Source organism: Rhodococcus sp. DMF-1, from assembly GCF_021441945.1.
GTDB lineage: Bacteria > Actinomycetota > Actinomycetes > Mycobacteriales > Mycobacteriaceae > Rhodococcus > Rhodococcus ruber.
The window spans coordinates 150,699-175,436 of sequence record NZ_CP090442.1 but is presented as its reverse complement, the minus strand read 5'-3'; the positions used below and the strand labels follow the sequence as shown (position 1 = coordinate 175,436).

The following is a 24,738-nucleotide window of genomic DNA, read 5'->3' as shown; positions in this document are numbered from 1 at the left end:
GTGCATCCTCGGCGCAGCTCATGGGCGGCTCAGCCGTACAGTTCGGCGAATCGGCGCAGTGAGGCTTCGATGTCGCCGTGCAGGGCCCGCGCGACACCCGAGCCGATCGGCCCGAACAGCGGCGCCCCGCCCAGGTCGATGTTCAGGCTGAGCACGGAACCGACCCCGACGGCCCGGACCGTCATCCGCAACTTGAAGCGGGTGCCGCCCTTGCCGGAACCGTGCAGGACGAGGTGGTGCGGCGAGTCGATCTCGCGGACGGTCCACGCGACCCGGTTGCGCATCCCCTTCACCGACACGACCGACTCTGCGGTGGTGCCGACGACGAGTTCGCTCGGCAGGTCGCTGCGCCACCCGTCGTGGATGGTCAGCCACTCGTCGAATCCGTGCAGGTCCGACGCGCGCACCCAGGTGAGGTGCGGTTCGAGCGGAAGGTCGGTCGATACCTCGAGTTTGGCCATGCCCGGCAGCGTAGACGCCGAAGCGCGGGCCCGGGGTGATCGACCCCGAACCCGCGCTCCGTGGGTGTTGCCTAGTGGGCGACAGCCTTTTCGACACCGACACCGGTGAGGGAGCGGACCTCCATCTCGGCCTGCTTGGCCGGATCCTCCAGCTTGCGGCGCCCGATGAAGGTGCCGACGATGCCGAGGACGAAGGCCAGCGGGATCGACACGATGCCGGGGTTGGCGAGCGGGAAGAGGGCGAAGTCCGCGTCCGGGAACATCGAGGACGGCTTGCCGGAGACCGCCGGGGAGAGGGCGATGAGCAGCAGGCAGCTGATCAGGCCGCCGTAGATGCTGAACAGGGCGCCGGTGGTGTTGAACTTCTTCCAGAACAGCGAGTACAGCAGCGTCGGCAGGTTGGCGGACGCGGCGACCGCGAAGGCCAGGGCCACGAGGAAGGCGATGTTCTGGCCCATCGCGAGGATGCCCAGCACGATCGAGACCAATCCGATCACCACGACGGTGATGCGGGAGACCCGCACCTGGTCCTCCTCGGAGGCGTTGCCGCGCTTGATCACGCTGGCGTAGATGTCGTGGGCGAAGGACGCGGACGCGGTGATCGCGAGGCCGGCGACGACCGCAAGGATCGTGGCGAACGCGACGGCGGAGATGATGCCGAGGAAGATGGTGCCGCCGAGTTCGAAGGCGAGCAGCGGCGCGGCCGAATTCTCCTTGCCGGGGGCGCCGAGGATGACGTCCGGTCCGACCAGCTTGGCGGCGCCGTAGCCGAGCACCAGGGTGAACAGGTAGAACCCGCCGATGAGGGCGATGGCCCAGGTCACCGAGCGACGTGCTTCCTTGGCGGTGGGCACGGTGTAGAAGCGCATCAGCACGTGCGGCAGGCCGGCGGTGCCGAGCACCAGGGCGATGCCGAGCGAGACGAAGTCGAGACGGGTCATGTCGCTGATGCCGTACTTGGCGCCCGGAGCGAGCACGTCGCGACCGGCGACGGCCTCGTTGGTGGAGCTGTTGACCATGGCCTGCGCGTCGGCCAGCAGCTGCGAGAAGTTGCCGCGGACAGCCAGCAGGACGAGCACGAACATGATGCCGGCGCCGGCGACGAGCAGCACGGCCTTGACCATCTGCACGTAGGTGGTGCCCTTCATGCCGCCGACGAGCACGTACACGATCATCAGGACGCCGACCACGGCGACGACGATGCCCTGGCCGAGCTGGCCGTCGATGTTGAGCAGCAGCGCGACGAGGCCACCGGCACCGGCCATCTGGGCGAGCAGGTAGAACAGCGACACCGCGAGGGTGGACAGCGCGGCGGCCATGCGCACAGGCCGCTGCTTGAGCCGGAAGCTCAGCACGTCGGCCATGGTGAACCGACCGGTGTTGCGGAGCAGTTCGGCGACGAGCAGCAGGGCGACGAGCCAGGCGACGAGGAAGCCGATGGAGTACAGGAAGCCGTCGTACCCGTAGACCGCGATGGCGCCGGCGATGCCGAGGAACGACGCCGCCGACAGGTAGTCGCCGGCGATCGCGAAGCCGTTCTGCGGGCCCGAGAACTGCCCGCCGCCGGTGTAGAAGTCGGAGGCCTTCTTGGTCGAGCGGCTGGCCCGGATGACCAGGCTCATCGTCACGACGACGAACGCGACGAAGATCGCGATGTTGAACAGCGGGTTGCCGACGTCGGTGGCACCCTGAGCCAGAACTGTCACATGCGCGAGCGCATTCGTTGTCACTGGGCCGGTCCTTCCAGCTCTTCGCGGATCGCGGCGGACCGCGGATCCAGGTCACGATTGGCGAACCGCACGTAGAGCGCGGTGATGACGAACGTCGAGACGAATTGGCCGAGTCCGAGGATCAGGCCGAGGTTGATGTTGCCGAGCACCTTGGTCGCCATGAAGTCGGCGGCGTAGGTGGCCAGCAGGACGTACACGAAGTACCAGGTGAGGAAGAGCCCCGTCATCGGGAAGACGAACCGCCGGAGCCGGCGGCGCAAGTCCTGGAACTCCGGACTCGCCTGCATGTCGACGAAGTCCTGCGCATCGGGCGTGCGGCGTTCGAGCGCCCCGCCCTTGCCGAGGTGAGCTGTGGTCACTGCCGACTCCTTGGTCGTGGCTTCAGGGATCGCCCCTGTGAGGCGTACTACCAGTAGACCGTAGTGAGACCGGAGTCACACGAAAAGAAGGTGGCACCGGTCACACGGTGAGCTGTCGCCCGGTGCGGCGAACGGTCTGCCGGGCGCGACGAGTGGCAGCTCAGTGCTCCCCACGCGGGGACGGCTGGCCCGGTCCGCGGGGCTCTGCGGGAACGCCGGTGTCCTCGAACGCCCCGAGTTCCCGGTCCCGGCCCATCCCGAGCCGCTCGGGCACGTGCATGCGGGAGAAGACCCGCCCGACGTCCGCCGGGACGCGAGCGCGGGTGGCGAGGCTGACCACGATCATGGTGGCGAACGCGAGCGGCACACTCACGGCGGCCGGGTAGCCGACGACGGCGGCGACCCAGCCGCCACCGGCCTCGGGATCGATCCGCACCAGCACGACGACCAGGGCCGCGCCCCCGGCCACCACCGCGCCGGTCACCATGCCGGCGGCCGCGCCGACCGCGGTCAGCCCACGCCACCAGATGCCGAGCATCAGCAGCGGGCACAGCGTGGAGGCGGCCACCGCGAACACCAGGCCCACGGCCCGCGACAGGTCCAGCGACGTCACCGCCAGCGACAGGCCGAGGGGCACCAGGCCCGCGAGGACGGCCGCGATCCGGAAGTCGCGCACGCGTCCGCGCAGCACGTCGGTGGACAGCACACCGGCGACGCTGACCAGCAACCCCGAGGACGTGGACAGGAACGCCGCGATCGCCCCCGCGGCGACGAGCGCGGCGAGCAGCTGGCCACCCAGTCCGGAGAGCACCGACCCCGGCAGCAGCAGCACGGCCGCATCGGAGCGGCCCGTGATGAGCAGTTGCGGCACGTACAGGCGTGCGAACACCCCGAGCAGCGTCGGGAACAGATAGAACACGCCGAGCAGGGCGATCACCGCGAGCGACGTCATGCGGGCCGCTCGCCCGTCCGGGTTGGTGTAGAAGCGCACCAGCACGTGCGGCAAGCCCATCGTGCCGAGGAAGGTGGCGAGGATCAGCGAATACACCTGGAACATGGGGTGGGCGCCCCCGATCCCACCGCCGGGAGCGACCCAGTCGTCGTTGGTGGCGGGTGCCCCGGCCACCACCGGCACGGCCGCGCCGGGCTCGAGCACCAGCGCCGTGCCGGCGGCCACCTCGTGCTCACCGGGCGCGAGCAGCACGGTGCCGTCCACGGTCCGTCCGTCGACCCGTCCGGTCGCCGTGACCGCGAGGGGCTCGCCGACCTGGACGACGACATCGGTGGTGACGTCGACGGTGGTGCGCTCGGTGACCGTCGGGGGCGCCGGCCGGCCGACGGCGCGATCGTCGTCGAAGAAGTGGACGACGAGCACGAGGGCGGGCACCGCGACGGCGGTGAGCTTGAGCCAGTACTGGAACGCCTGGACGAAGGTGATCGAGCGCATGCCGCCGCCGACGACGTTGCCGACGACGATGACGGCGACCGCGACGACGCCGACCCAGTCGGGAACCCCGAGCAGGATGTTCAGCGTCAGTCCCGCGCCTTGGAACTGGGGGACGAGGTAGAGCACGCAGACGACGGCGACGATCACCATCGACAGGGTGCGCAGCCATCGCGCACCGAGCCGGAACTCCGCGAAGTCCGGCACGGTGTAGGCGCCGGACCGGCGCAGCGGGGCGGCGACGAACAGCAGCAGACCCAGGTAGCCCGCGGTGAAGCCCACCGGGTACCACAGGGCGTCGGCGCCGTACTTGGCGATGAGTCCGGCTACGCCGAGAAAGGAGGCAGCGGAAAGGTATTCACCGGAGATCGCGGCGGCGTTCCAGCGGGGTCCGACGCTGCGGGAGGCGATGAGGAAGTCGGAGGTGGTGCGGGCCAGCCGGACTCCGTAGATGCCGATCGCGACGGTGGCGGCGGCGGCGAAGACGAGACCGACGACGGTGGCGACGGGGATCGAACCGGTGTCCATGGGCCGCTCAGTCGTCGACCAGGTCGGTGAAGTCCTGCTCGTTGCGTTCGGCCAGGCGGACGTAGAGCCGGCCGATGCCGAGCAGCAGCGGGTACCCGACGAAGCCGAGCAGCAGCCACGGCAACCGGATGCCGAGCACGGTCACGTCCGTCAGGTGCGGCACGAAGTGGAACAGCACGGGCAGGGCGCACAGCAGGCACACCGCGACGAGCGCGAGCCGCGTGGCGAGGCCGAGCTGGGCGCGGACCAGGCCGCGCACCATCGCCTCCCCGACCTCGGTCTGTTCCTGGACCTCCACGCGGGTGCGCACCATGCGGGCACCGCGGCGCTGGGCGAGCACCACCCGTTCCCGCGGCGGCGGGCCGCCCGAACCACGCGGCGGCGGGCCGCCCGAACCACGCGGCGGCGGGCCGCCCGAACCGCTCCCCGAGCTGCGCGACGGTGAGCCGCCGGACGGACTCATCTGCTCGTCCAGGTCTGCATCGGGCCGCGGATCAGGCGGTCCTTGAGTTCGCGGGTGTGACGACGACTCACCGGCAGTTCGACGGCCGGCTTGCCCTCCTCGGCGCGCAGGCACACCACGAGGCCGGAACCGACGCTGCGGATGCCGGTCACCAGGGGCAACGCCACCAGATAGGAGCGGTGCACCCGCAGGAACCCGGCGTCGGCCCAGCGGCTCTCGAGCGTGGAGATGGGGATGCGCACGAGGTGGGAGCCGGTGCCGGTGTGCAGGCGTGCGTAGTCGCCGTCGGCCTCGACCCACTGCACGGACGACCGCGGCACCAGCGTGGTCACGCCGCCGAGTTCGACGGGGATCACCTCGTCCGAGGCCGCGGCACCCGCGGCAGCGGATTCGGTTTCGCGGGTGCGGCGGCGCTCGGCGATGCGGCGCACCGCCTCGGCGAGCCGCTCCTCGCGCAGGGGTTTGAGGAGGTAGTCGACGGCCCCGAGGTCGAACGCCGCCACCGCCCGGTCGTCGTGCGCGGTCACGAACACGACGGCGGGCGGGTTCGCGAAGTTGCGCAGGATGCCGGCGAGCTCGAGGCCGTCGAGGCCGGGCATGTTGATGTCGAGGAACACCGCGTCGATTCCGCCGTCGCGCAGCAGCCGCAGGGCGGTGGTCGCCTCGCCCGCGGTGTGGACGTGGCCGATCTCCTCGCGCCGCCGCAGCAGGTACGCGAGTTCGTCGAGGGCCGGCGGTTCGTCGTCGACGGCCAGCACGGTGAGGGTGTCGGTGGTCTCGTTCACAGCCGGTCCATCGTGCCATGCCGGACCGTCCGAGCGGAGCGGACCGGGCCACTCGCGCCCAGGGTGACCGGGTAGCGGAAGGGTCGCGTCATGCCCGGATCCCGGGACGGAACTTCGGTACCCGCATGCTGACCTTCGTCCCGGCCCCGGGGGCAGTCTCGACGACGAGGCCGTAGTCGTTGCCGAACGCCGCGCGCAGGCGGTCGTCGACGTTGGCGAGTCCCACGTGCGCCGCCTCCTTGGCGCTGGTGCGACCTTGTCCCTCGGCGACGGCGTCGAGGTCGCCCGAGCGCAGGAGTTCGGGGTCCATTCCGACGCCGTCGTCCTCGACGCTGATGACGCAGTCGGTGCCCTCGTCCGCGGCGACGATGCTGATGGTGCCGGTGCGGGTGCTCTTGCCGGCGATGCCGTGCCGCACCGCGTTCTCGACGAGGGGTTGCAGGGCGAGGAACGGCAGCACCACGTTGAGGACCTCCGGCGCGACCTGCAGCCGCACCTCGAGGGCATTGCCGAAGCGGGCCCGTTCGAGCGTGAGGTAGCGGTCGATGTTGCGCAGTTCGTCGGCGAGCAGGGTGTACTCCCCGGCTGCCCGGAAGGAGTACCGGGTGAAGTCGGCGAATTCGAGGAGCAGTTCGCGGGCGCGTTCGGGGTCGGTGCGCACGAAGGACGCGACGGTGCCGAGGGCGTTGTAGATGAAGTGCGGGCTGATCTGCGCGCGCAGGGCCCGTACCTCGGCGCGGTCGAGACGGGCGCGGGAGGCGTCGAGTTCGGCGAGTTCGATCTGGCTGCAGGCGTAGCGGGCGACTTCGGTCAGCACGCCGAGCAGGGCCGGTCCGGGTTCGGTGGTTGTGACGACGCCGAGCGCGCCGACGACGCCGACACCGTCGATGACGAGCGGCTGCACGATCACGGCCCGTGCCGCCTGATCGTCGGCGCCGCGCACGAGGTCGCCGTGACCGACGAGGACGCGCCGATCCTCGGCGACGGCGCGGTGGGCGGCGGCGAGCAACTGCTCGGACAGCCCCTCGAAGGGACCGCTCCACGCCAGGCAGGTGCCGTCCGCGTCGACGAGCGCGACGGAGGGTGTGCCGGTGAGGGAGCGCAGGTGCGGGGCGGCCTCCTGCGCGGATGTCGCGTCGAGGCCCCGCCGCAGCGGCCGGGCGGCGAGCGATGCGGTGTGCAGGGTGGCGTGCACGGCGCGTTCGGCCGGTGTGGTCAGGCCGCGCCGGGTGCGCAGCCACAGGGCGGCGACGCCGGCGAGGACGAGCACCGCGACGGCGAGGAGGGCGACGACCGTGCCGTTCACCGCGTCACCGGTTCCGGCCGATGCTCGCACCCGGCCGGCGGCGGAGGCGACGGGTGGACGCATGCACGGTCGAGCGGGTCGGTCATGGCTCCACGCTACGAGTTGCCGATTCGCGGCGCGGGCAGAGCACCGAAGGCGGCGCGGCGCCGAATCGGCCGTGGGAGACTCCCGGGGGTGACCGCTCGACGTGGGCCCCGCCCGTTCGACTACTCGCTCGACTACGCGAATCTCGACCTGCGTCGGCAGCCGCACCTCTACCGTGTCGGCCGCGGGGAGCAGGGCGTGCTGAAGGTCGAGCCGTACAAGTCGGAGTTGCTGCCGCACTGGCGGTTCGCGACGGTCGAGCAGGCCCGGACGAGTGCCGGCACGATCCTGACGATGTTCTTCTCGTATCTCGACGAGGGAGATTTCGTGGGCGCGGACATGGCCCGCAAGTTCCTCCAGATGGGGTACACGCGGGCACGCCGGTACGCCGCTCGTCCGAGTGGTCGCAAGTACGACGGGCCCGTCCCGCAGGACCGCCGGGGTCGCAGCGGCGCGCACGGCCGCGCGGAGCTCCCCCGGGGTCCCGAGGACGCGGAGAAGGCTGCGGCCGCAGCGGTGTTCAAGCAGGCGTGGGACCGGGCCGCGGCGGAGCCCCGGTACGTGGAACAGCGGCGGCGGCACCGGGAGCTGTACGGCTGATGGTCCACCCGTCCGGGCCGAACGGTCAGCGACGCCGACGGTTGATCCGTTCCTCCGCGGCCGCCTCCTCGATGTCGAGTCCCTCCAGCACCGTGCGCAAGGTCTCGTCGTCGAGGTCGCCGTCGTCGCGCGCAGCGATCAGAGCCTGCCGCTGGGCGCGCAGCACCGAGCGGCGGAACGTTTCGAACAGCGCCGCCGCGTGCAGCACGGACGGATCGCGCTCCCCCGCGTCCTCCGCCTGTTGCGCCTCGGCGCGGGACTGCATCGACCGGTTCACCCGGTCGAGGATGCGCTGCAGGTCGTCGGCGTCCACGCCGTCCGGTGGATTCGCCGCGAGTTCGGTGAGGTGCTGTCGTGCCGCCGCGGCCGAGATGGTGCGCGCGAGTTCAGTCTGTTGCTCGGTGTAGAGCCGCTCGTACGGGTCGGCGACGTTCAGCGCGCGGATGAGCGCCGGCATCGTGGCGCCCTGGACGAGCAGGGTGCCCACGGCGACGACGAAGGCGATCACCTGGACGATCTCGCGTCCGGGAAACGGCTCACCGGAGGCGAGGACGAACGGGATGCCGCCGGCAGCGGCGAGGGTCACGACCCCGCGCATCCCGGCCCAGGAGATGACCAGGTACTCGCGTCCGCTGAACTGATCCCGGCCCAGCCGGTCCAGCCCGATGCTCCGCGTGAGACGTCGTCGCGCCCAGTGCAGCAGCACCCACAGGGGGCGCACGGCGATCACCACGCCGAGGATCGCGAAGCCGTAGAGGAAGGCGACGTGGACGTCGAGGCCGTTGTCGCGGACCTCGTCGATGACGAACTTCAGCTGCAGACCCATGTAGGCGAAGACGAACATCTCGAGCAGAATGTCGAGGCTCTCCCACACGGCCCGCTCCTGGATCCGCGTGGCCACCGACGCGTCGGTGGCGCGGTGCCCCATGTACAGCCCGGCCGCGACGACGGCGAGCACACCGGAGGCCCCGATCTCCTCGGCGGCGAGGTAGGCGGTGAACGGAAGGACCAGTCCGAGCACGGTTTCCAGCGGAGAATCGTACATTCGGCCCCGAATCAGGTGCACAACCGTGGCAAGCAGCAGGCCGATCGCCACGCCGCCGATCACCTCGTACCCGAAGAACGCCAGCGGGGAATCCGTCGCGAACACCCGGGTGCCGGCGACCGCCGACACCGCGACGGCGAACAGTGTCAGTGCGGTCGCGTCGTTGACCAGGCCCTCACCGGTGAGCACCGCGATCACCCGCTTGGGCAGGCCGAGCTTCCGCCCTACGGCGACGGCACTGACCGCGTCGGTCGGCGCCACCACCGCACCGAGCACCAGCGCCGCCCCGAGGGTCAACTCCGGGACCAGCCAGGACGCGGAGAGCGCGACGGCGAACGCGGTCGCGAGAACCGTGAAGATGCCGAGCCGCAGGATCGGGGTGAGGTGCCTGCGGAACGTCGCGACGGAGAAGCGCAGTGCCGCGGAGTAGAGCAGCGGGGGCAGTACCACCCCGAGGATGACGTGCGGATGGAGCTCGAGCCGCGGCATTCCGGGAATGAAGGACGCGAGCGAGCCGATGGTCACGAGGACGAGTGGGGCCTGCAGGTTGCTCCGGTTGGCGAGACCGGTGACGGCGATGGCGGCGATGACGACGAGCAGAATCCAGGTCCCGTTCACCCGTCGATTGTGACGTGGGTGGGGGTTCGACGGCGTCGGACGAGCCGGTGGCCGGGCGTAGGCGTCGTCCACGTGTGTGCGTCAGGAGTGCGCGTCAGGGGTGCGACGGGGCCTCTCGGCCGGACGGTCGCGCGGACGGCGACTCGAGTGCGTCCGGTTCGACGACGAGCACCGGCACCCGGGCGTGCTCGACGAGGTGCGCGGAGACGCTGCCCAGCAGTCGCCGCGACATGCCGCGGCCGCGTCGGCCGACGACGATCACGTCCGCCTTGCCGTCGGCGGCGTACCAGCACAGCGTCTCCCCCGGCGGCCCGGCCAGCACTTCGTGGCGGACCTCGACGCCGGTGACGTCCGCGGTTGCCGCCGCGAGCCGGCCGGACACCTCGTCCGTCGCCTCGGCGCAGTCCTCGTCCGCCGTGTCGAACGAGACCACCTGCGCCAGGCTCAGCGTGCCGAGCCGGGAACCGAAGATCGCCCGGGCCTCCCGCAGCGCCTGCTCCGCGTGGGGCGATCCGTCGAACCCGATCAGCACCCGCAGGCCGTCCGGCTCCGAGAGGACCGGCGCTGTCGGAGACTCGGGACGGGCGGAGCGTGGCTGCCGCTCGACGCGTTCGTAGGCGATCGGCACGAACAGCGGCCCCAGAGCAACCGCGATCAGGGTCCATCTCGGGTCGTGCCCGCGCCTGGCCATCCACAGACCGGTCGCCAGGCCGATCAGCACCCACACGATCAGGAAGACGACGAGAATTACCGGCCGCATCGTCCCATGGTCACACATTCCAGCCGGGAGTCCGACCTTGCGGACGAATCGGGCGATATACACACGTGCCTGCCGCGATCGCGATCCGGCAGCCATGAGGACCGGATTCGCCGTCGTGCCGACCATCCGCTGCGATCCACCTGGTCAGCACTCGGTCAGCGCGGTCTATTCGGGGCGCAGCGCCTTCCGGGCCGCGTCCTGCACCTTGTCGACCTGGCCGGCGTACTTGCCGTCGGTCTTGCGGTCCGCGAGGTCCCCGGCCTTCTCGATCGCGTCGTCGATCTTGTCGGGGTTCTGTGCCGCGAACTCCTTGCCCTTGTCGACGATCCCCTTGACCGAATCCATGAAGCCCACGTCGCATCCCTTTCGTCCGAATGAGCGAGCGGGCCCAGCCTGCCACACAGCAAGGCCGCGACCGGACGTGGGCCGTGTCCGCCGAGCCGCTATCGGACGCCGGGTCCGGGATCCGGGCCGGGACCGTGATGTTCGGTGCCGAGGGTCTTCTTCACCGCGTCCTGCGCCTTGCCGACATGCCGGGAGTACTTTCGCGGTCCCTTGGTCCGGGCGACATCGCCGGCCTTGTCGATGGCGCGATTCACCGTGCCCGGGTTCTTCCGGGCATAGTCCTTGCCCTTGTCGACCAGCCCCTTGACCGAATCCATGAATCGCATCGCAGGCTCACCCCTTCTCCGTGTGCATTCGTGGGTCGTCACCAGCGTGCCACCGACCGAGGCGGTCGTGCCACCAGCCGAGGCAGTCGTGCCACCGGTCGACGCGGCCGTGCCACCGGCCGAGCGGGAGACCCCCTGGCCGGGATCTCCCGCCGAGCACGTGCGCACCTACGGCGTGCGCGGGCCCGGTTGCGCCTGCGGACCGGGATCCGACTCCGGACCGGGTTGTCCCCCGGGGGCCGGCGTCGTTCCGGGGACGGGATTGTCCGCGGTACCGAGGTGCTTCTTCGCGGCGTCCTGAACCTTGTCCACGTGCTGGGCGTACTTGCCGCCCGTCCGGGCATCGGCGGCGTCGCCCGCCTTGTCGACGAACCGGTCGGCCTTGTCCGGGTTCTTCTCCGCGTAGGCCCTGCCCTTGTCGACGAGGCCCTTGATGGAATCCTTCAAGCCCATCTGCCTGCTCCTTCCGCTCGGGGGATCGATGCCTCAGCGTGCCACCGCAGGCCCGGTCCCAAACCTGCCGCGGCCGGGCAGTGATCTCGTCCCCGGTCAGTGCTCGCCGGGCAGCAGGTCTTCACTGGCGGCGAACAACCGACGGTGCTCACCGTGGATCCGCCCGGTCACCCACCATGAGACCTCCACGAGGACCACGCCGATCGCCCCGCACGTGAACGCCGTGACCATGGCGCCGACGTTGGAGATGTCGAGCGCGAAGAACTCGCGGACGGCCGGGAACGCGAACAGGACGACGTAGCCGAGCACCGAGCCGCCCAGCAGCACCAGTTTCCACCACACGTACGGCCGCGCCACCACGGCGAGCACCCACAACGCGATCATGATCAGGGTGATCAGCGCCGCGGTGCCGGCCTGCATCTTCTGCGCCTCGGTCTGCTCGGGCCCCGCGTACACCAGCAGGTAGCAGACGAAGGTGCTGATCCCGATGATCACACCCGACGGGATCGCCAGGCGCATCACGCGCGAGACGAATCCGGAACGGGCCCGTTCGTTGTTGGGAGCGAGCGACAGGATGAACGCGGGGACTCCGATGGTGAACCAGGCCGCGATCGTCACGTGCCGCGGCAGGAACGGATACGGCAGCGGCTCGTAGTCGAACACCTGGGACAACGCACCCGACAGTCCGACGAGGAAGGCCAGCAGCACGGAGTACACGGTCTTGGTGAGGAACAGGTTCGAGACCCGCTCGATGTTGCCGATCACCCGGCGGCCCTCGGCGACGACGTAGGGCAGGGTCGCGAACTTGTTGTCCAGCAACACGATCTGCGCGACCGCGCGGGTGGCCGGGCTCCCGGAGCCCATCGCGACCCCGATGTCGGCGTCCTTGAGCGCCAGCACGTCGTTGACCCCGTCGCCGGTCATGGCGACGGTGTGCCCGCGCGATTGCAGCGCACCGACCATCGCGCGTTTCTGGTCCGGCCGCACGCGACCGAACGTGGTGGCCGAGTCGAGGGTGTCGGCGAGCCGGTCGCGGTCCTCCGGCAGGGCGCGGGCATCGACGGGATGCTCGGCGTGCGGCAGGCCGAGCGACGTCGCGACAGCGCCGACCGAGACGGCGTTGTCGCCGGAGATGACCTTGACGTCGACGTGCTGGCTCGCGAAGTACTCGAGGGTGGGCTTGGCGTCGGGCCGCACCCGCTGTTCGAGCACGACGAGGGCCTGCGCGGTGACGGCGCCGGGGGCCTGCGGGTCGTCGACGGCCCGGTCGCATCGGCCCAGCAGCAGCACCCGCAGTCCCTGTGCGCCGAGTTCCTCCGCGCGCCGGGCCGTCGCCGAGGCCGGATCGAGAAGCACGTCGGGGGCGCCGAGCACCCAGTTGCCGTGAGTGCCGTAGGACTGGCCGCTCCACTTCTTCGCCGACGAGAACGGGGCGACGGCGGTGGCCTCTCCCCAGCCGGGGTCGTCGGGCAGGGCCTCGCGTACGGCGAGGACGCTGGCGTTGGGACGCGGATCGTCGGCCGCCATCGCCGCGAGGGCGGCACGGACGGCGGCCTCGTCGCTGCCGTCGACGCACACGAGGTCGGCCAGGCGCATGCCGTTCTCGGTGAGCGTGCCGGTCTTGTCGGCGCACACCACGTCGACGCGGGCGAGTCCCTCGATGGCCGGCAGTTCCTGCACGAGGCACTGCCGGTGACCGAGACGGATCACGCCCACGGCGAACGCGATCGACGTCATCAGTACCAGCCCCTCGGGGACCATCGGCACGAGCGCGGCGACCATGCCGCTGAGCGCGGGACCGAGGGGCTGGCCGCTCGAGAACAGCTGGTTGTAGATGATGAGCAGGCCCGCCGGAATCATCAGGTAGGTGATGAATTTCAGGATCTTGTCGATCCCGGCGCGCAGTTCCGAGTGCACGAGCGTGAACTTGCTGGCCTCCTCGGCGAGCCGGGCCGCGTACGCATCGCGGCCGACCTTCGTGGCGCGATAGGAGCCGCTGCCCGCCGCGACGAAACTGCCGGAGAGGACCCGCGCGCCGAGTTCCTTGTGCACGGGGTCGGCCTCGCCGGTGAGCAGCGATTCGTCGAGTTCAAGTCCCTCGGTCTCGACGACGACGCCGTCGACCACCGCCTGGTCGCCGGGTCCGAGTTCGATGATGTCGTCGAGCACCACGTCGTGCGGCGGCAGCTCGGCCACCACCCCGTCGCGGCGGACGAGCGGCTTGGCCTGGCTGACGATCGCGAGCCGGTCGAGGGTCCACTTGGCGCGGATCTCCTGCACGATGCCGATGGCGCTGTTGAGGATGATCAGCAGGCCGAACATGCCGTCGATGATCGATCCGGTGGCCAGGACGATGGCCAGCAGGACGCCGAGGATCGCGTTGATGCGGGTGAAGACGTTGGCGCGGACGATCTCTCCGACCGACCGCGACGCCCGGTCCGGCACGTCGTTGGTGGCGCCCCGGGCCACCCGTTCGGCGACCTGCTCGGTGGTCAGGCCCAGCGCGACGTGCCGCGCGTCGGTCGGGGGCACAGCTGCCTGGTCGGCGACCGCGGTGGGCTCCTCTGCTGCCATGGGAAACAGGCTAAGCCACCCGTTGCGGATCCACCCCCACACCGTGACGCGGCTCGCGACCCGGCTCAGCGGTCCGGGCGGACGAACTCGGGCTGGTCGAGCACCCGCAGCCAGCTGCCGTCGGGCTGGCGGCGGGCCACCTGGGCCCGGGCGCCGGCGCCGTCCTTCGGCGGTGTGGCGGTCAGCGCGAGGTCACCACTGATGAGGGTCGGCAGCGACGGCTCGGGCTCGAATCGGGGCGCGTGCTCGAGCACCTGCTCCCACAGGCGGCGGATGGCCTCGCGTCCCACCGTGCGACTACCCGGCGGGTAGGCCATCACGGCGTCCTCCTCGTACAGGGCGGCGACGCCCGCCGCGTCGCCGGCGTTGGAGCGCTCGACGAACAGGCGGGTGAGATCCTCGGGCTGCCAGGCCTTCTCTGCATCGGACACGGCGATCCTCTCTACGGACGGGTGGGACTCCTCCAGCCTCCGACTCCTGCAATGAGAAGTCCAACAGATTGTTCTGATCGAAACTAGAATCCGAGCTTATGGAACTGCGGCAGCTCGCGTACTTCGTCGCGGTGGCCGAGGAGGCGAACTTCACCCGGGCCGCCCACCGCGTCCACATCAGCCAGTCCGGGATCAGCGCCCAGATCCGCCAGCTCGAGCACGACCTCGGCGCCGCCCTGTTCGACCGCTCCACCCGCGCCGCCACCCTGACCGCGGCCGGGCAGGCGGCGCTGCCGCACGCCCGGGCGGCGTTGGCCTCCGCCGCGGCCGCCCGGCAGGCTGTCGAGGAGGTGACGACCCTGATCCGGGGACGGCTGGTGGTCGGCATGGTCACCGCCTGCACCGTCACCGGGCTGTTCGACGCGCTCGCCGCGTTCCACCGCGCGCACCCGGGGGTCGAGATCACCCTCGTCGAGGATGCCTCCGACCGGCTCGTCGAGCGGGTACGTGCCGCCACCGTGGACCTCGCCCTCGTCGGCACCGCCGCCGCCCCGCCCCCGGGCCTCGAGGCGCTCACCCTCGTCAGCGAACCGATCGTCGCCGCCGTGCCGCCCGGTCACCCCCTGACCGGACGCGCACCTCTCACCCTCGCGGACGTGTGCGCCCATCCCGTCGTGTCCATGCCCCCGGGCACCGGGATCCGGACCGTGTTCGACCGGGCGTGCGCCGCCGCCGGCCTGCGCCCCGACATCGCCCTGCAGGCCAGTTCCCCGGACACCGTCGCCGACCTGGCCGCCCGTGGACTGGGCGTGGCGATCCTCAGCCGCTCGATGGCCGCGCACGTCGAGGGCCGGTTGTGCGGGCTCGCCGTGGACGACGCCACCGCGCCCGCGGTGCTGTCGCTGATCTGGTCCGATACCGGCGCGCCGGCACTGCGCGAACTCGTCCGGCACAGTCGCCGCGCCTTCGCGCTCGCAGGGACCTTGGGCACTTCCCCGGCGCCCGGTCACGGCCGAGAATGAGGGGCGCGGCCGGTCGGCCGGAGTCGAATCCACGACGGACAGGGGGCGGAAGTGAATCTCGAGGACCTGATGGCCAAGGCGCGCGACACGGTGACCGTCAAGCGCGTGTACTCGGAACCGATCGAGAAGGACGGCCTGACCGTCATCACCGCGGCCGTGGTCTCCGGCGGTGCCGGCGGCGGCGGAGGCTACTCACCCGACGGGGAGAACGGCGAAGGCGGCGGCTTCGGGGTGGGTGCTCGCCCGGTGGGCGCGTACGTCATCAGCGGCGGCAAGCTGTCGTGGCAGCCGGCCGTGGACGTCAACCGGCTGGTGCGCACCGTCGCGAGTGTGGCGATCGCCTTCTTCGTCACGCGGGCACTCGTCGAACGCAGGCGGGCCGCCGCGGCGAGCTGACGCCGCTCACAGCGTCGCGAGGACGAACGAGAGCACGAATCCCGCGGCGGTGCTCAGCGCCACCGTGGGACCGCCCTTCTCGTAGGCCTCCGGCATCAGGGTGTCGGCCAGCGAGGCCAGCACCGCGCCCGCCGCGAACGCCAACGGCAGGGAGATCGTCTCGGGCGGGGTCACCGCGAGCGGCCCGGCCCCGACGACGACGGCGACGGTCAGCAGTGCGGCGCACGCCACCCACATCCCGACGATGTACCTCCGGGACCGGCCCTGGGCGCGCATGGAGGCGCTGCCGACGAGCGACTCCGGGAAGTTGGACACGAAGATCGCGACCAGCAGAGCGAGACCGCCGGTGCCCTCCCCCAGCGACACACCCAGCGCCACGTTCTCGGGCACCCCGTCGAGGGTGACCGCCGCCAGCAGCGCCAGACCGGCCGCCCCGCTGACCGACGACGACGACGGCGTGGTTCCCTCGGCGGCGGCATCGACGTCGAGTTTCTCACTGCCGTGGTCCTTTTCGCGCCGACCCTCGGCCACCCGGTCCAACCACGCGCTGAGCACGGTGAACACGATCGCGCCGACCGCGAGGCCGATCGCCGCGCGCCAGATGCCGCCCTTCTCGTACGAATCCTCGAACAACTCGAACGACAGGGCGGTGATGAGCGCGCCGGCGGCGAACGCCAGCATCGCCGCGAGAACGCGTTTGGGGATCTCCACCCAGCCGCCCACCAACGCCCCGAGCACCAGCGCGCTCGACGCGACGATCCCGAAGATCAACGATTCGACGATGACCGGCCTCCCTCCGACTCGCCCCGACGGACGGCCGGATACCCCGTGTGGCAGGCCGGAAACCCTACCGGCGCACCGAAGTCAGCCGAGCGGAACCCACCACGGAACCTGCGAGCCCGGCCGCAGCACGTCGATCCGCTGCCCCGGCATCGGTACGGCCGTGGGTACCCCCTCCGTGCGCGCGGCCGGCAGGAGCCGCGCGATCGGCTCGGACCATGCGTGGAACGCCAGATTGAAGGTGCCCCAGTGCACGGGGACGAGCAGGCTGGGATGGTCACCGCCGCCGAGGTCGGTGTGGGTGCGCACCGCCTCCTCCGGGTTCATGTGCACGTCGGGCCAGCGCGGGTCGTACGCGCCTACCGGCAGCAGCGTCAGGTCGAAGGGCCCGTAGCGGTCCCCCAGGTCGGCGAACCGGGGTGTGTAGCCGCTGTCGCCGCCGAAGAACACCCGTCGCGTCGGCCCGGCGATCACCCACGAGGACCACAACGTGATGTTGCGGATCAGGCCACGGCCGGAGAAGTGCCGCGCCTCGGTGCAGGTGACGGTGAGCGCACCCACCTCGGTGTGCTGGTCCCAGTCCAGCTCGACGATCCGGTCGGCGGGGATCCGCCACCGGCGCAGGTGCGCGCCCACACCGAGCGGGACCAGGAACCGGGCCTCGGGCTGCGTGGCCGCCAGCGCCTCGACGGTCTCGCGGTCGAGGTGGTCGTAGTGGTCGTGGGAGATCACGACGGCGTCGATCGGCGGCAGTTCCGTGAGTTCGACCGGCGACGGGTGCAGCCGGGCCGGCCCCACGGCGGCCGACGGCGAGACCCGCTCGCTCCACACCGGGTCGGCGAGGATCCGGTGGCCGTCGATCTCGAGGAGGGCGCTCGAGTGTCCGTACCAGGTCACCGCGAGCTCCGCGGCCTGCACCGGCGCGAGCGGCGGCGCGAGCGGCACCGCGTCGCGCGGCACACCCGAGGACCGGCGGGTGAGCATGTCCTTGACGAGGCTGCCGCCGGCCTCGGGCAGCACGGTGCTGCTCGGCTCCGAGTTGTGGAAGCGCCCGTTCCGATACCGGGGTGAGCCGGCGGCGTACGGACGGATGTCCGCCGGGGTCGCGCCGATCGAGCCCGGGACGCCGCGGGCGGCCCGCGCCACCCACAGCAAGCCGGCACCGGCAAGGGCGGACGAGGCGGTCTGCTTGACGCTCACTCCACCACTGTAGGGGCGCGGGCGCGCACGGCTGGCTGTACAAGCGCGGGCGCGCACGGCTGCACGAGCGCGGGCGCGCACGGCTGCACGAGCGCGGGCGCGCACGGCTGCACGAACGCGGGCGCGCTCAGCGACCGCGGAAGACCGGCGCCCGGCGTTCCGAGCGGGCCTGGCGCGCCTCCTGGGCGTCCTCGCTGAGCCACGCCGCGGCGAGCGCGGCCGTCTGCTCGGGCGACGGCTCGTCGCGCGTGCCGTCGTCGTTGAGGAACAGCTTCATCGCGTGCAGCGACAAGGGGGCGAGTTCGGCGATCTCGCGTGCCCAGGACTGCGCGGCGACGAGGTCGCCGATCCGGTTGGCCAGACCGCGGTCGACCGCCTCGTGGGCGTCGACCGGTTCGGCGGCGAGCAACACGGCCCGCGCGGGGCCGCCGCCGAGCAGGGAGACCAGCCGCCGGACCGTCCACCGGTCCACCGAGATACCGAGACGCGCCGCCGGAATCGCGAATCGGGCGCCCGGGGCGACGACCCGCAGGTCCGCCGCGAGAGCGAGCTGGGTGCCCGCACCGATCGCGGGGCCGTTGATCGCGGCGATCACCGGGACGGGCGCCTCCTGGATCGCACGGAGCATCTCCCCTAGGCTGTCGAGGAATCCTTCCGCGTAGACGTCGCCCGACAGGTCGGCGCCGGCACAGAAGCTCGAGCCGCGCCCGGTGATCACGACCGCACGCGCACCCCCGTCGAGGGCCTCCTCGAGCCCCTCCCGGACCTGGACGCACAGCTCGGTGTTGAGCGCGTTGCGGCGCTCCTCGCGCCGCAGTTCGAGCGTGACCACGTCGCCGTCACGGCTGATCCCCATCATGTGTGCTTCACCTTTCGTCGACGGCACGCATCATCGCACCCGCCGGGGGCGGGCGCGAGGGCGCTCCGCGTCAGTCCTCGTCCGCGCGCGGCCGGCCGGGCTTGCGGATGCGCCCGGCCTCGCGTGGCATGCGTCCGGCCTCGCTCAGCGCACGACGGAGCAGGAACTCGATCTGGGCGTTGGTGCTGCGCAACTCGTCGGCGGCCCAGCGTGCGAGGGCGTCGTGGACCGCAGGGTCGAGCCGGAGCAGCAGCTTCTTGCGTTCGGCCATCGTGTCGACGACGCGTCAGGCGTAGAGCGATCCGGTGTTGAGCACCGGTTGCGCGCTCTGGTCGCCGCACAGGACCACGAGCAGGTTGCTCACCATCGCGGCCCTGCGCTCCTCGTCGAGTTCGATGGTGTGTTCCTTCTCGAGCTGTTCGAGGGCGGTTGCGACCATGCCGACCGCGCCCTTGACGATCTGCTCACGCGCGGCGATGACCGCACCCGCCTGCTGCCGGCGCAACATGGCCTGCGCGATCTCGGGCGCGTACGCGAGCCGGTTGATCCGGGATTCGACGACCCGCACGCCGGCGGATCCGACCCGCTCGTCGACTTCGGCGGACAGCCTCGTGGTGATCTCGTCGGCGTTCTGCCGCAGCGACAACGTCTCCGGGCCCGCGTCGTACGGGTAGCTGCCGGCGATGTGACGGACGGCCGCCTCGGTCTGCACGGCGACGAACTCCTCGAAGTCGTCGACATCGAACACGGCCCGGGCGGTGTCCTCGACCTGCCACACGATGACCGCCGAGATCTCGATGGGGTTGCCGTCGGCGTCGTTGACCTTCGCGATCCCGGTCTCGTGGTTGCGGATCCGGGTCGAAACCTTGCGGCGGGTGTTGAGCGGGTTCATCCACCGCAACCCGTCCTTCCGGAGGGTGCCCGAGTACGAGCTGCCGAGCAACTGCAGCACCCGCGCCTCGTTGGGCTCGACGAGGACCAGGCCGGCGAGCGCGACGGTGGCCGGGACGACCAGCACCGCGCCGACCACGACGAGCGCGACGTTGTGGTTCAGCGCGCCGAACACGGCGAGCGCCACGGCCGCGATGTCCACGGTGAGCGCGATCGCGAGGACGGACCAGCCGTTGACGGACCTTCCGGGCCGCTCCGTGACGACGGAGGAGGTGGCGGACATGGCGGGACTCCCTTTCCGGAGACTCCAATGAGATATTAAAGTGATATCACATTATCGGCCGGCCGGACAGCGGCGACGGACACGTCGGTGCATCATGCGACGGACACGTCGGTGCATCATGCGACGGACACGTCGGTGCATCATGCGACGGACACGTCGGTGCATCATGCGACGGACACGTCGGTGCATCATGCGACGGACACGTCGGTGCATCATGCGACGGACACGTCGGTGCATCATGCGACGGACACGTCGGTGCATCATGCGACGGACACGTCGGTGCATCATGCGACGGACACGTCGGTGCATCATGAAGACGGACCCACGGAAGGGAGAGCGGTGATGACGACGGACACACCGGCCACCACCGTCGACGTCGTCGTGATCGGCGCGGGTCAGGCCGGGCTGTCCACCGCCTACTTCCTGCGACGATTCGGCATCGAACCGCAGTCCGGGTTCGTCGTCCTGGACCGGTCGTTCGGCCCCGGCGGCGCATGGCAGCAGCGGTGGCCCTCCCTGACACTGAGCACCGTCAACGGAGTGCACGACCTGCCGGGGTGGCCGTTCTCCGAGGCGGTCGACACCACCGCAGGACAGGTCCCGGCCTCCTCCGCGGTGCCCGAGTACTACCGCGCCTACGAGGCGCGCTTTCACCTGCCGGTGCACCGCCCCGTCCAGGTCGGCGTGGTGTGCGACCGCGGCGAGCGCCTGCGGGTGGAGACCGACCACGGGGTGTATTCCGCCCGCGGGCTGGTCAACGCCACCGGCACGTGGGAACACCCCTTCGTGCCCTGGTACCCGGGGGCGATGCGCTTCCGCGGACGACAGCTGCACACCCGGGACTACCGCAGCGCCGACGAGTTCGCCGGCCGGCACGTCCTCGTCGTCGGGGGCGGCATCTCGGCGGTGCAGCTGCTCGACGAGATCTCCCGCGTCACCGACACCACCTGGGTCACCCGCCGCGAACCTGCTTGGCGTGACGAGGATTTCACGCCGGAGCTCGGGCGGTCCGCCGTCGCACTCGTCGAGGACCGGGTCCGGCGGGGCCTGCCGCCGGGATCGGTGGTATCGGTGACCGGCCTGCCGGTCACGCCCGCGATCCGCGCGGCGCGTGAACGCGGCGCACTCGACCGCCTCGCGATGTTCGACGAGATCACCGAGACCGGCGTCCGATGGTCCGACGGCACCACGCTCGACGTGGACGTCATCCTGTGGTGCACCGGCTTTCGCAGTTCCCTCGACCACCTCGCCCCCCTCGGCCTGCGCAATCCCGGCGGCGGCATCACCATGACGGGCAAGCTGGCGACGCAGGTCGCCGCGGACCCGCGGATCCATCTCGTCGGATACGGGCCCTCGGCGTCGACCATCGGCGCGAACCGCGCCGGTCGCGCCGCCGCCCGCGAACTCGTCGACCACCTCGCGGCCACCGCGCCGGGGCCGTGATCCGCCGCCTCGGCGCCGTTCTGGCGATGGTGGCCGCCGGCCTGGTGCTCACCGCACCGGCGACGGTCGAGATCGCTGTGCCGCCACCACCGCCCGCGGCGCCCGCTCTGCCGATCGTGCCGCCGACGGCGGAGGAGGTTTCGGCACGGATCGCTCCGGCCGTCGTCACCCTCACCGCGAACCGCGGCTGGCGCGGCATCTCGGGCACCGGCATCGTCCTCACGGCCGACGGCACGGTGCTCACCAACCACCATGTCGTCACCGGAGCCACCGACATCAGCGCGGTGAGCCCCCACACCGGCGCGAGCTACGACGTCGCGGTGCTCGGCTACGACTCCACCCTCGACATCGCCGTACTGCAACTCGGCTCCGCCGCCGGTCTGCCCGTCGCGGCCGTGACCGAGACGCCCCTTCCCCAACCGGGCTCGCCCGTGACGGCCTTCGGCAACGCGGACGGCGGCGGCGTCGTCGTGCCGGCACCCGGCACGATCGTCGCCGTCGACAAGACGGTGTCGGTGCGCGACTCGATGGACGGATCGCTACGTCGGTTGCGCGGAATGCTGCAGGTCAGCGCGGCGATCCGGCCCGGAGACTCCGGTGGTCCGCTCGTCGACGCGTTCGGCACCGTCGTGGGGGTCAACACCGCCGGGGCGGTCGAACCGGACCCGGCCGCCGTCCCCGATCCACCCGAGGCGTACGCAGTGCCCATCGGAACCGCCCTCGACGTGGTGGACCAGGTCCGTACCGGGACGAGCGCGGGGACGGTGCACGTCGGCCCGACCCCGCTGCTCGGCGTGAGCGTCACCACCGACCGGACCGGCAACGAGGAAACGGGCGCCGAAGTGCTGTGGGTCGGCTACGGCACCCCCGCCGCCGGCACCGGCCTCGAGATCGGCGACGTCATCGTCGCGTTCGACGGGCGCCCCGTCTCGACCACGGTGGACCTCGAGGACATGCTGATGGCGCGCCGTCCGGGCGACAGCGTGGAGATCGGCTGGCTCGACGTCACCGGCCGGCACCGCACCGCCCGCGTCGTCCTGGACGTCGGCCCGCCGCGCTGACCCCCGAACCCCTTTGGCCGAATGTCACATTCAGTCGATCACATCGACCGGATGTGACATTCGGCCCACGGGCAGCTCAGGCGAACCGGTGCGTGGTCTGGCCGAACGGGCCCTTGGCGAAGACGAGCACCTTGCTCGGCACGACGCGGAAGACCCAGCCCGGATCGTCCACCGGACCGACGGCGTCACCGTGGACCTCGAAACGCCACTGCTGGCCGTACTTGACGTAGTACGCCTCGGCGACGGCGTGTAGCGCGTCGCCGTCGGTGACCCGGTGGGCGCGGCCCTCGACGACGACGTCCGTGCCGGCCGCCCAGGTCGCGACACCCGTGGTGACCGCGACGGCATCGTTGTGCCGCAGGTTGTGGGTCTTCTGCTCACCCGGACCCGTGCAGAAGACGAATCCGCCCGCATGCCACAGTCCGATCAGCGGCGTCACATGCGGGACGCCGTCGCGCCGGACCGTGCTGAGCCAGTACAGCTGTGCGGACTCGAGCAGCTCCTCGGTGTCGGACCACGGCAGGGGCGGCTCCCCGTCGTCCCCGAAACGCGCATCGACGGTGGTGGTGACCGGTGTACTCACGACGACTCCTCTCCCGGCTCCGGCCGGAGCCCGTATCGATACGGACCGGCCGGACCGGGAGAACTCATCGTGCAGGCCGAACGCGGTGACCGAATGTCACATTGCGTCGATCAGAGGGGTTGTTGCAGAATCGTGGGTCGGCCCCGTCATGTCACGGCGGGGCTGACCTGCGGTTTCGTGTAGAATCCGTTGGTGGCCAAAGGATATCGACCCGTCGATCGTGACCAGCAGTTCCTGATCCCCCCGGACATGCGCGACTGGCTCGGCACCGACCATCCCGTGTGGACGGTCATCGACATCATCGACCGGATCGACACCACCGCATTCCATCGGACCGCCAAGACCGGTGGCGCCGGCCGTGCCGGCTACCACCCGGACATGCTGCTCACCTTGCTGGTGTGGGCCTGGTCCCGCGGGGAACGCTCCTCCCGCCGCATCGAACGGCTGTGCACCGAGGACGTGGCCTACCGGGTGATCTGCGCCCAGGACATCCCCGATCACGTGACGATCGCCCGGTTCCGCAAAACCCACGCCACCGCCTGCGAAGACCTGTTCACCCAGGTCCTGCTGCTGGCTGCAGCCCTGGGACTGGGCCGGCTGGAGACCATCGCGTTGGACTCGGTCAAGATCGCCTCCAACGCCTCGGCGGCGCCAACCGCACCGAATCGTCGGTGCGGGCCGAAGCCGCCGCCCACGCCCGAGCAGTGGCGGCGGCAGCGGTGGCCGCGCATGCGGCCACCGATGCCGCCGAAGACGAACCCCACGATCACGGCGACCGCGGTCCCGGTTCGGTCCCACCGGCGTTGACCGACCCCCGGTCACGGGCAGCGCGGATCAGCGAGGCGATCGCCGCACTCGACGCTGCCCGCGCCGCCGACGAGCAGGCCCGGGCCGACAAGGACACCTCGGCCCGTCTGTATCTCGAGCAGGCCCGCGGCGGGCAGATGCCGATGGGTGCCCCGCCCGCCTCGGCGGCGGTCGCGGCAGCGGAACTGGCGTTGGAGAAGACCCTGGCTGCCCATGCCGCGAAAGTTCGGCGGTACGAGCAGCGGCGGGCCGAAGCGGCAGCGAAAGGCCACCGATACGGTGGCTGGGTGATCCGGCCGGCCGGGCAGGACCCGAAGGTGATCAAGGCCCGGGCACGTCTGGCTCGTGCCACCGCCGCAGCGGCGGCGGCGACTGCGGTCGCGGCGGCACGAGCCGATGCCGACACCGAGGGCCGGCCCGAGCGGGTGGTCAACACCACCGACCCGGAGTCCGGGTTGCAACCGTTGCGTGGTGGCGGCTGGGTGCAGGGGTTCAACTGTCAGGCCGTGACCAGCGGTGACGGGCTGATCATGGCGGTGTCGGTGGCGGCCAATCCCACCGATGCGCCGACGTTCGTGCCGATGATGCAGGCGGCGGTGGCCGCTGCCGGGTCGATCATCGCTGCCCGCCCCACCGGCACCGCCGATACGGACGGCACCGACGGCACCGACGGCGAGGGGATCGGGATGCTGCTCGCCGATGCCGGGTACTTCTCCGAAGCCAACATCACCGCGCCGGGACCGGACCGGTTGATCGCCCGCGGCAAGGCCCGCCACCTCGAACACGCGGCCCGGCACACACCGGTGTCTGGGCCGGCGCCGGTCGAGGCTTCACCGGTCGAGGTGATGGCCCACCGGTTGCGCACCGAGGAGGGAATCGCCACCTACCGCAAGCGTTCTCACATTGCCGAGACTCCGTTCGGGCATGCCAAACACAATCTGAATTTTCGGCGGTTCACCGGCCGGGGACTGGTCCGTGCCCGTGGTGAGTGGAGTTTTCATGCCGCGGTGCACAACATCGGCAAGATCCTCGCTGCGGTGGGTGGGGGCGGGTTGCCGGCCGCTGTGTGAGGCGGTGGTCCCGGGGCGGGAGACCCCGCCC

At 71.2% G+C, this 24,738-nt stretch carries 25 protein-coding genes and 1 pseudogene; 6 read left to right on the top strand and 20 right to left on the bottom strand.

Annotated features, from left to right (window positions below):
• Positions 1-29 precede the first annotated feature (29 nt).
• The 7 genes from LZP97_RS00910 to LZP97_RS00880 all read right to left on the bottom strand — a co-directional run bounded on the left by LZP97_RS00910 (position 30) and on the right by LZP97_RS00880 (position 7,076).
• On the bottom strand, positions 30-461 hold the full coding sequence (locus LZP97_RS00910; RefSeq protein WP_010593091.1) for a type II toxin-antitoxin system Rv0910 family toxin: 432 nt from the start codon (positions 459-461) through the stop codon (positions 30-32).
• A gap of 71 nt (positions 462-532) precedes the next feature.
• Entirely contained in the window at positions 533-2,167 is a 1,635-nt protein-coding gene (locus LZP97_RS00905; protein ID WP_010593092.1) for a solute symporter family protein, read from the bottom strand.
• A 20-nt stretch (positions 2,168-2,187) separates the two neighbouring features.
• Positions 2,188-2,550, bottom strand: a complete 363-nt coding sequence (locus tag LZP97_RS00900; protein WP_010593093.1) for a DUF485 domain-containing protein — start codon at positions 2,548-2,550, stop codon at positions 2,188-2,190.
• 160 nt (positions 2,551-2,710) lie between these two features.
• Complete coding sequence (locus tag LZP97_RS00895) at positions 2,711-4,522, bottom strand: sodium/solute symporter (RefSeq protein ID WP_010593094.1); 1,812 nt, start codon at positions 4,520-4,522, stop codon at positions 2,711-2,713.
• Between the two features lie 7 nt (positions 4,523-4,529).
• Positions 4,530-4,835, bottom strand: coding sequence for a hypothetical protein (locus tag LZP97_RS00890; RefSeq protein WP_225222349.1), 306 nt, complete (start codon positions 4,833-4,835; stop codon positions 4,530-4,532).
• Between the two features lie 146 nt (positions 4,836-4,981).
• Complete coding sequence (locus LZP97_RS00885) at positions 4,982-5,770, bottom strand: LytR/AlgR family response regulator transcription factor (RefSeq protein ID WP_017679397.1); 789 nt, start codon at positions 5,768-5,770, stop codon at positions 4,982-4,984.
• A gap of 88 nt (positions 5,771-5,858) precedes the next feature.
• Positions 5,859-7,076 (bottom strand): sensor histidine kinase, encoded by a 1,218-nt coding sequence (locus LZP97_RS00880; RefSeq protein WP_026137457.1) that lies wholly within the window; start codon positions 7,074-7,076, stop codon positions 5,859-5,861.
• Positions 7,077-7,250: 174 nt separating this feature from the next.
• Between LZP97_RS00880 and LZP97_RS00875 the strand changes: the two genes are divergently transcribed.
• Positions 7,251-7,760, top strand: a complete 510-nt coding sequence (locus LZP97_RS00875) for a DUF4385 domain-containing protein (protein ID WP_048774091.1) — start codon at positions 7,251-7,253, stop codon at positions 7,758-7,760.
• A gap of 25 nt (positions 7,761-7,785) precedes the next feature.
• Here the strand turns inward: LZP97_RS00875 and LZP97_RS00870 are convergent, their stop codons facing one another.
• The 7 genes from LZP97_RS00870 to LZP97_RS00840 all read right to left on the bottom strand — a co-directional run bounded on the left by LZP97_RS00870 (position 7,786) and on the right by LZP97_RS00840 (position 14,312).
• A complete protein-coding gene (locus tag LZP97_RS00870; RefSeq protein ID WP_010593099.1) occupies positions 7,786-9,423 on the bottom strand; it encodes a Na+/H+ antiporter in 1,638 nt (545 codons plus the stop codon).
• Positions 9,424-9,517: 94 nt separating this feature from the next.
• Positions 9,518-10,183 (bottom strand): universal stress protein, encoded by a 666-nt coding sequence (locus tag LZP97_RS00865; protein ID WP_225222247.1) that lies wholly within the window; start codon positions 10,181-10,183, stop codon positions 9,518-9,520.
• A gap of 165 nt (positions 10,184-10,348) precedes the next feature.
• Positions 10,349-10,537, bottom strand: a complete 189-nt coding sequence (locus LZP97_RS00860) for an antitoxin (RefSeq protein ID WP_010593101.1) — start codon at positions 10,535-10,537, stop codon at positions 10,349-10,351.
• A gap of 89 nt (positions 10,538-10,626) precedes the next feature.
• Positions 10,627-10,845 (bottom strand): antitoxin, encoded by a 219-nt coding sequence (locus LZP97_RS00855; protein ID WP_225222245.1) that lies wholly within the window; start codon positions 10,843-10,845, stop codon positions 10,627-10,629.
• 177 nt (positions 10,846-11,022) lie between these two features.
• Entirely contained in the window at positions 11,023-11,307 is a 285-nt protein-coding gene (locus tag LZP97_RS00850) for an antitoxin (protein ID WP_048774092.1), read from the bottom strand.
• Between the two features lie 96 nt (positions 11,308-11,403).
• Complete coding sequence (locus LZP97_RS00845) at positions 11,404-13,881, bottom strand: HAD-IC family P-type ATPase (protein ID WP_010593104.1); 2,478 nt, start codon at positions 13,879-13,881, stop codon at positions 11,404-11,406.
• Between the two features lie 65 nt (positions 13,882-13,946).
• A complete protein-coding gene (locus tag LZP97_RS00840; protein WP_048774094.1) occupies positions 13,947-14,312 on the bottom strand; it encodes a YybH family protein in 366 nt (121 codons plus the stop codon).
• Positions 14,313-14,410: 98 nt separating this feature from the next.
• On the opposite strand from LZP97_RS00840, the gene LZP97_RS00835 reads away from it, so the two are divergent.
• Together LZP97_RS00835 and LZP97_RS00830 are read left to right on the top strand one after the other, a co-directional pair.
• On the top strand, positions 14,411-15,334 hold the full coding sequence (locus tag LZP97_RS00835; protein WP_010593106.1) for a LysR family transcriptional regulator: 924 nt from the start codon (positions 14,411-14,413) through the stop codon (positions 15,332-15,334).
• Positions 15,335-15,385: 51 nt separating this feature from the next.
• Positions 15,386-15,730 carry a sporulation protein gene (locus tag LZP97_RS00830; RefSeq protein ID WP_010593107.1) on the top strand — a complete coding sequence of 115 codons (345 nt, stop codon included), beginning with the start codon at positions 15,386-15,388 and terminating at the stop codon, positions 15,728-15,730.
• 6 nt (positions 15,731-15,736) lie between these two features.
• Here LZP97_RS00830 and LZP97_RS00825 read toward each other — a convergent pair whose 3' ends face one another.
• From LZP97_RS00825 to LZP97_RS00805, 5 genes are all read right to left on the bottom strand, one after another.
• Positions 15,737-16,501 carry a ZIP family metal transporter gene (locus LZP97_RS00825; protein ID WP_082170429.1) on the bottom strand — a complete coding sequence of 255 codons (765 nt, stop codon included), beginning with the start codon at positions 16,499-16,501 and terminating at the stop codon, positions 15,737-15,739.
• Positions 16,502-16,594: 93 nt separating this feature from the next.
• Positions 16,595-17,710 (bottom strand): MBL fold metallo-hydrolase, encoded by a 1,116-nt coding sequence (locus tag LZP97_RS00820; RefSeq protein WP_048774097.1) that lies wholly within the window; start codon positions 17,708-17,710, stop codon positions 16,595-16,597.
• Between the two features lie 127 nt (positions 17,711-17,837).
• Positions 17,838-18,569: an enoyl-CoA hydratase gene (locus tag LZP97_RS00815; RefSeq protein ID WP_010593111.1), complete on the bottom strand. Its 732-nt coding sequence runs from the start codon at positions 18,567-18,569 to the stop codon at positions 17,838-17,840.
• A gap of 70 nt (positions 18,570-18,639) precedes the next feature.
• A complete protein-coding gene (locus tag LZP97_RS00810; protein ID WP_003936370.1) occupies positions 18,640-18,840 on the bottom strand; it encodes a hypothetical protein in 201 nt (66 codons plus the stop codon).
• Positions 18,841-18,855: 15 nt separating this feature from the next.
• A complete protein-coding gene (locus LZP97_RS00805; protein WP_010593112.1) occupies positions 18,856-19,743 on the bottom strand; it encodes an SPFH domain-containing protein in 888 nt (295 codons plus the stop codon).
• Between the two features lie 342 nt (positions 19,744-20,085).
• Between LZP97_RS00805 and LZP97_RS00800 the strand changes: the two genes are divergently transcribed.
• Positions 20,086-21,186, top strand: a complete 1,101-nt coding sequence (locus LZP97_RS00800) for an NAD(P)-binding domain-containing protein (RefSeq protein ID WP_048774103.1) — start codon at positions 20,086-20,088, stop codon at positions 21,184-21,186.
• Entirely contained in the window at positions 21,183-22,247 is a 1,065-nt protein-coding gene (locus LZP97_RS00795; RefSeq protein ID WP_017679390.1) for a S1C family serine protease, read from the top strand. The genes LZP97_RS00800 and LZP97_RS00795 overlap by 4 nt, the downstream gene beginning before the upstream one ends.
• A gap of 76 nt (positions 22,248-22,323) precedes the next feature.
• Here LZP97_RS00795 and LZP97_RS00790 read toward each other — a convergent pair whose 3' ends face one another.
• The gene (locus LZP97_RS00790) at positions 22,324-22,830 is read right to left on the bottom strand and encodes a pyridoxamine 5'-phosphate oxidase family protein (RefSeq protein WP_010593115.1); all 507 of its coding nucleotides are present in this window, start codon (positions 22,828-22,830) and stop codon (positions 22,324-22,326) included.
• A gap of 192 nt (positions 22,831-23,022) precedes the next feature.
• Here LZP97_RS00790 and LZP97_RS27460 point away from each other — a divergent pair.
• A pseudogene (locus LZP97_RS27460) lies at positions 23,023-24,707 on the top strand (transposase).
• The last annotated feature ends 31 nt before the right edge of the window (positions 24,708-24,738 follow it).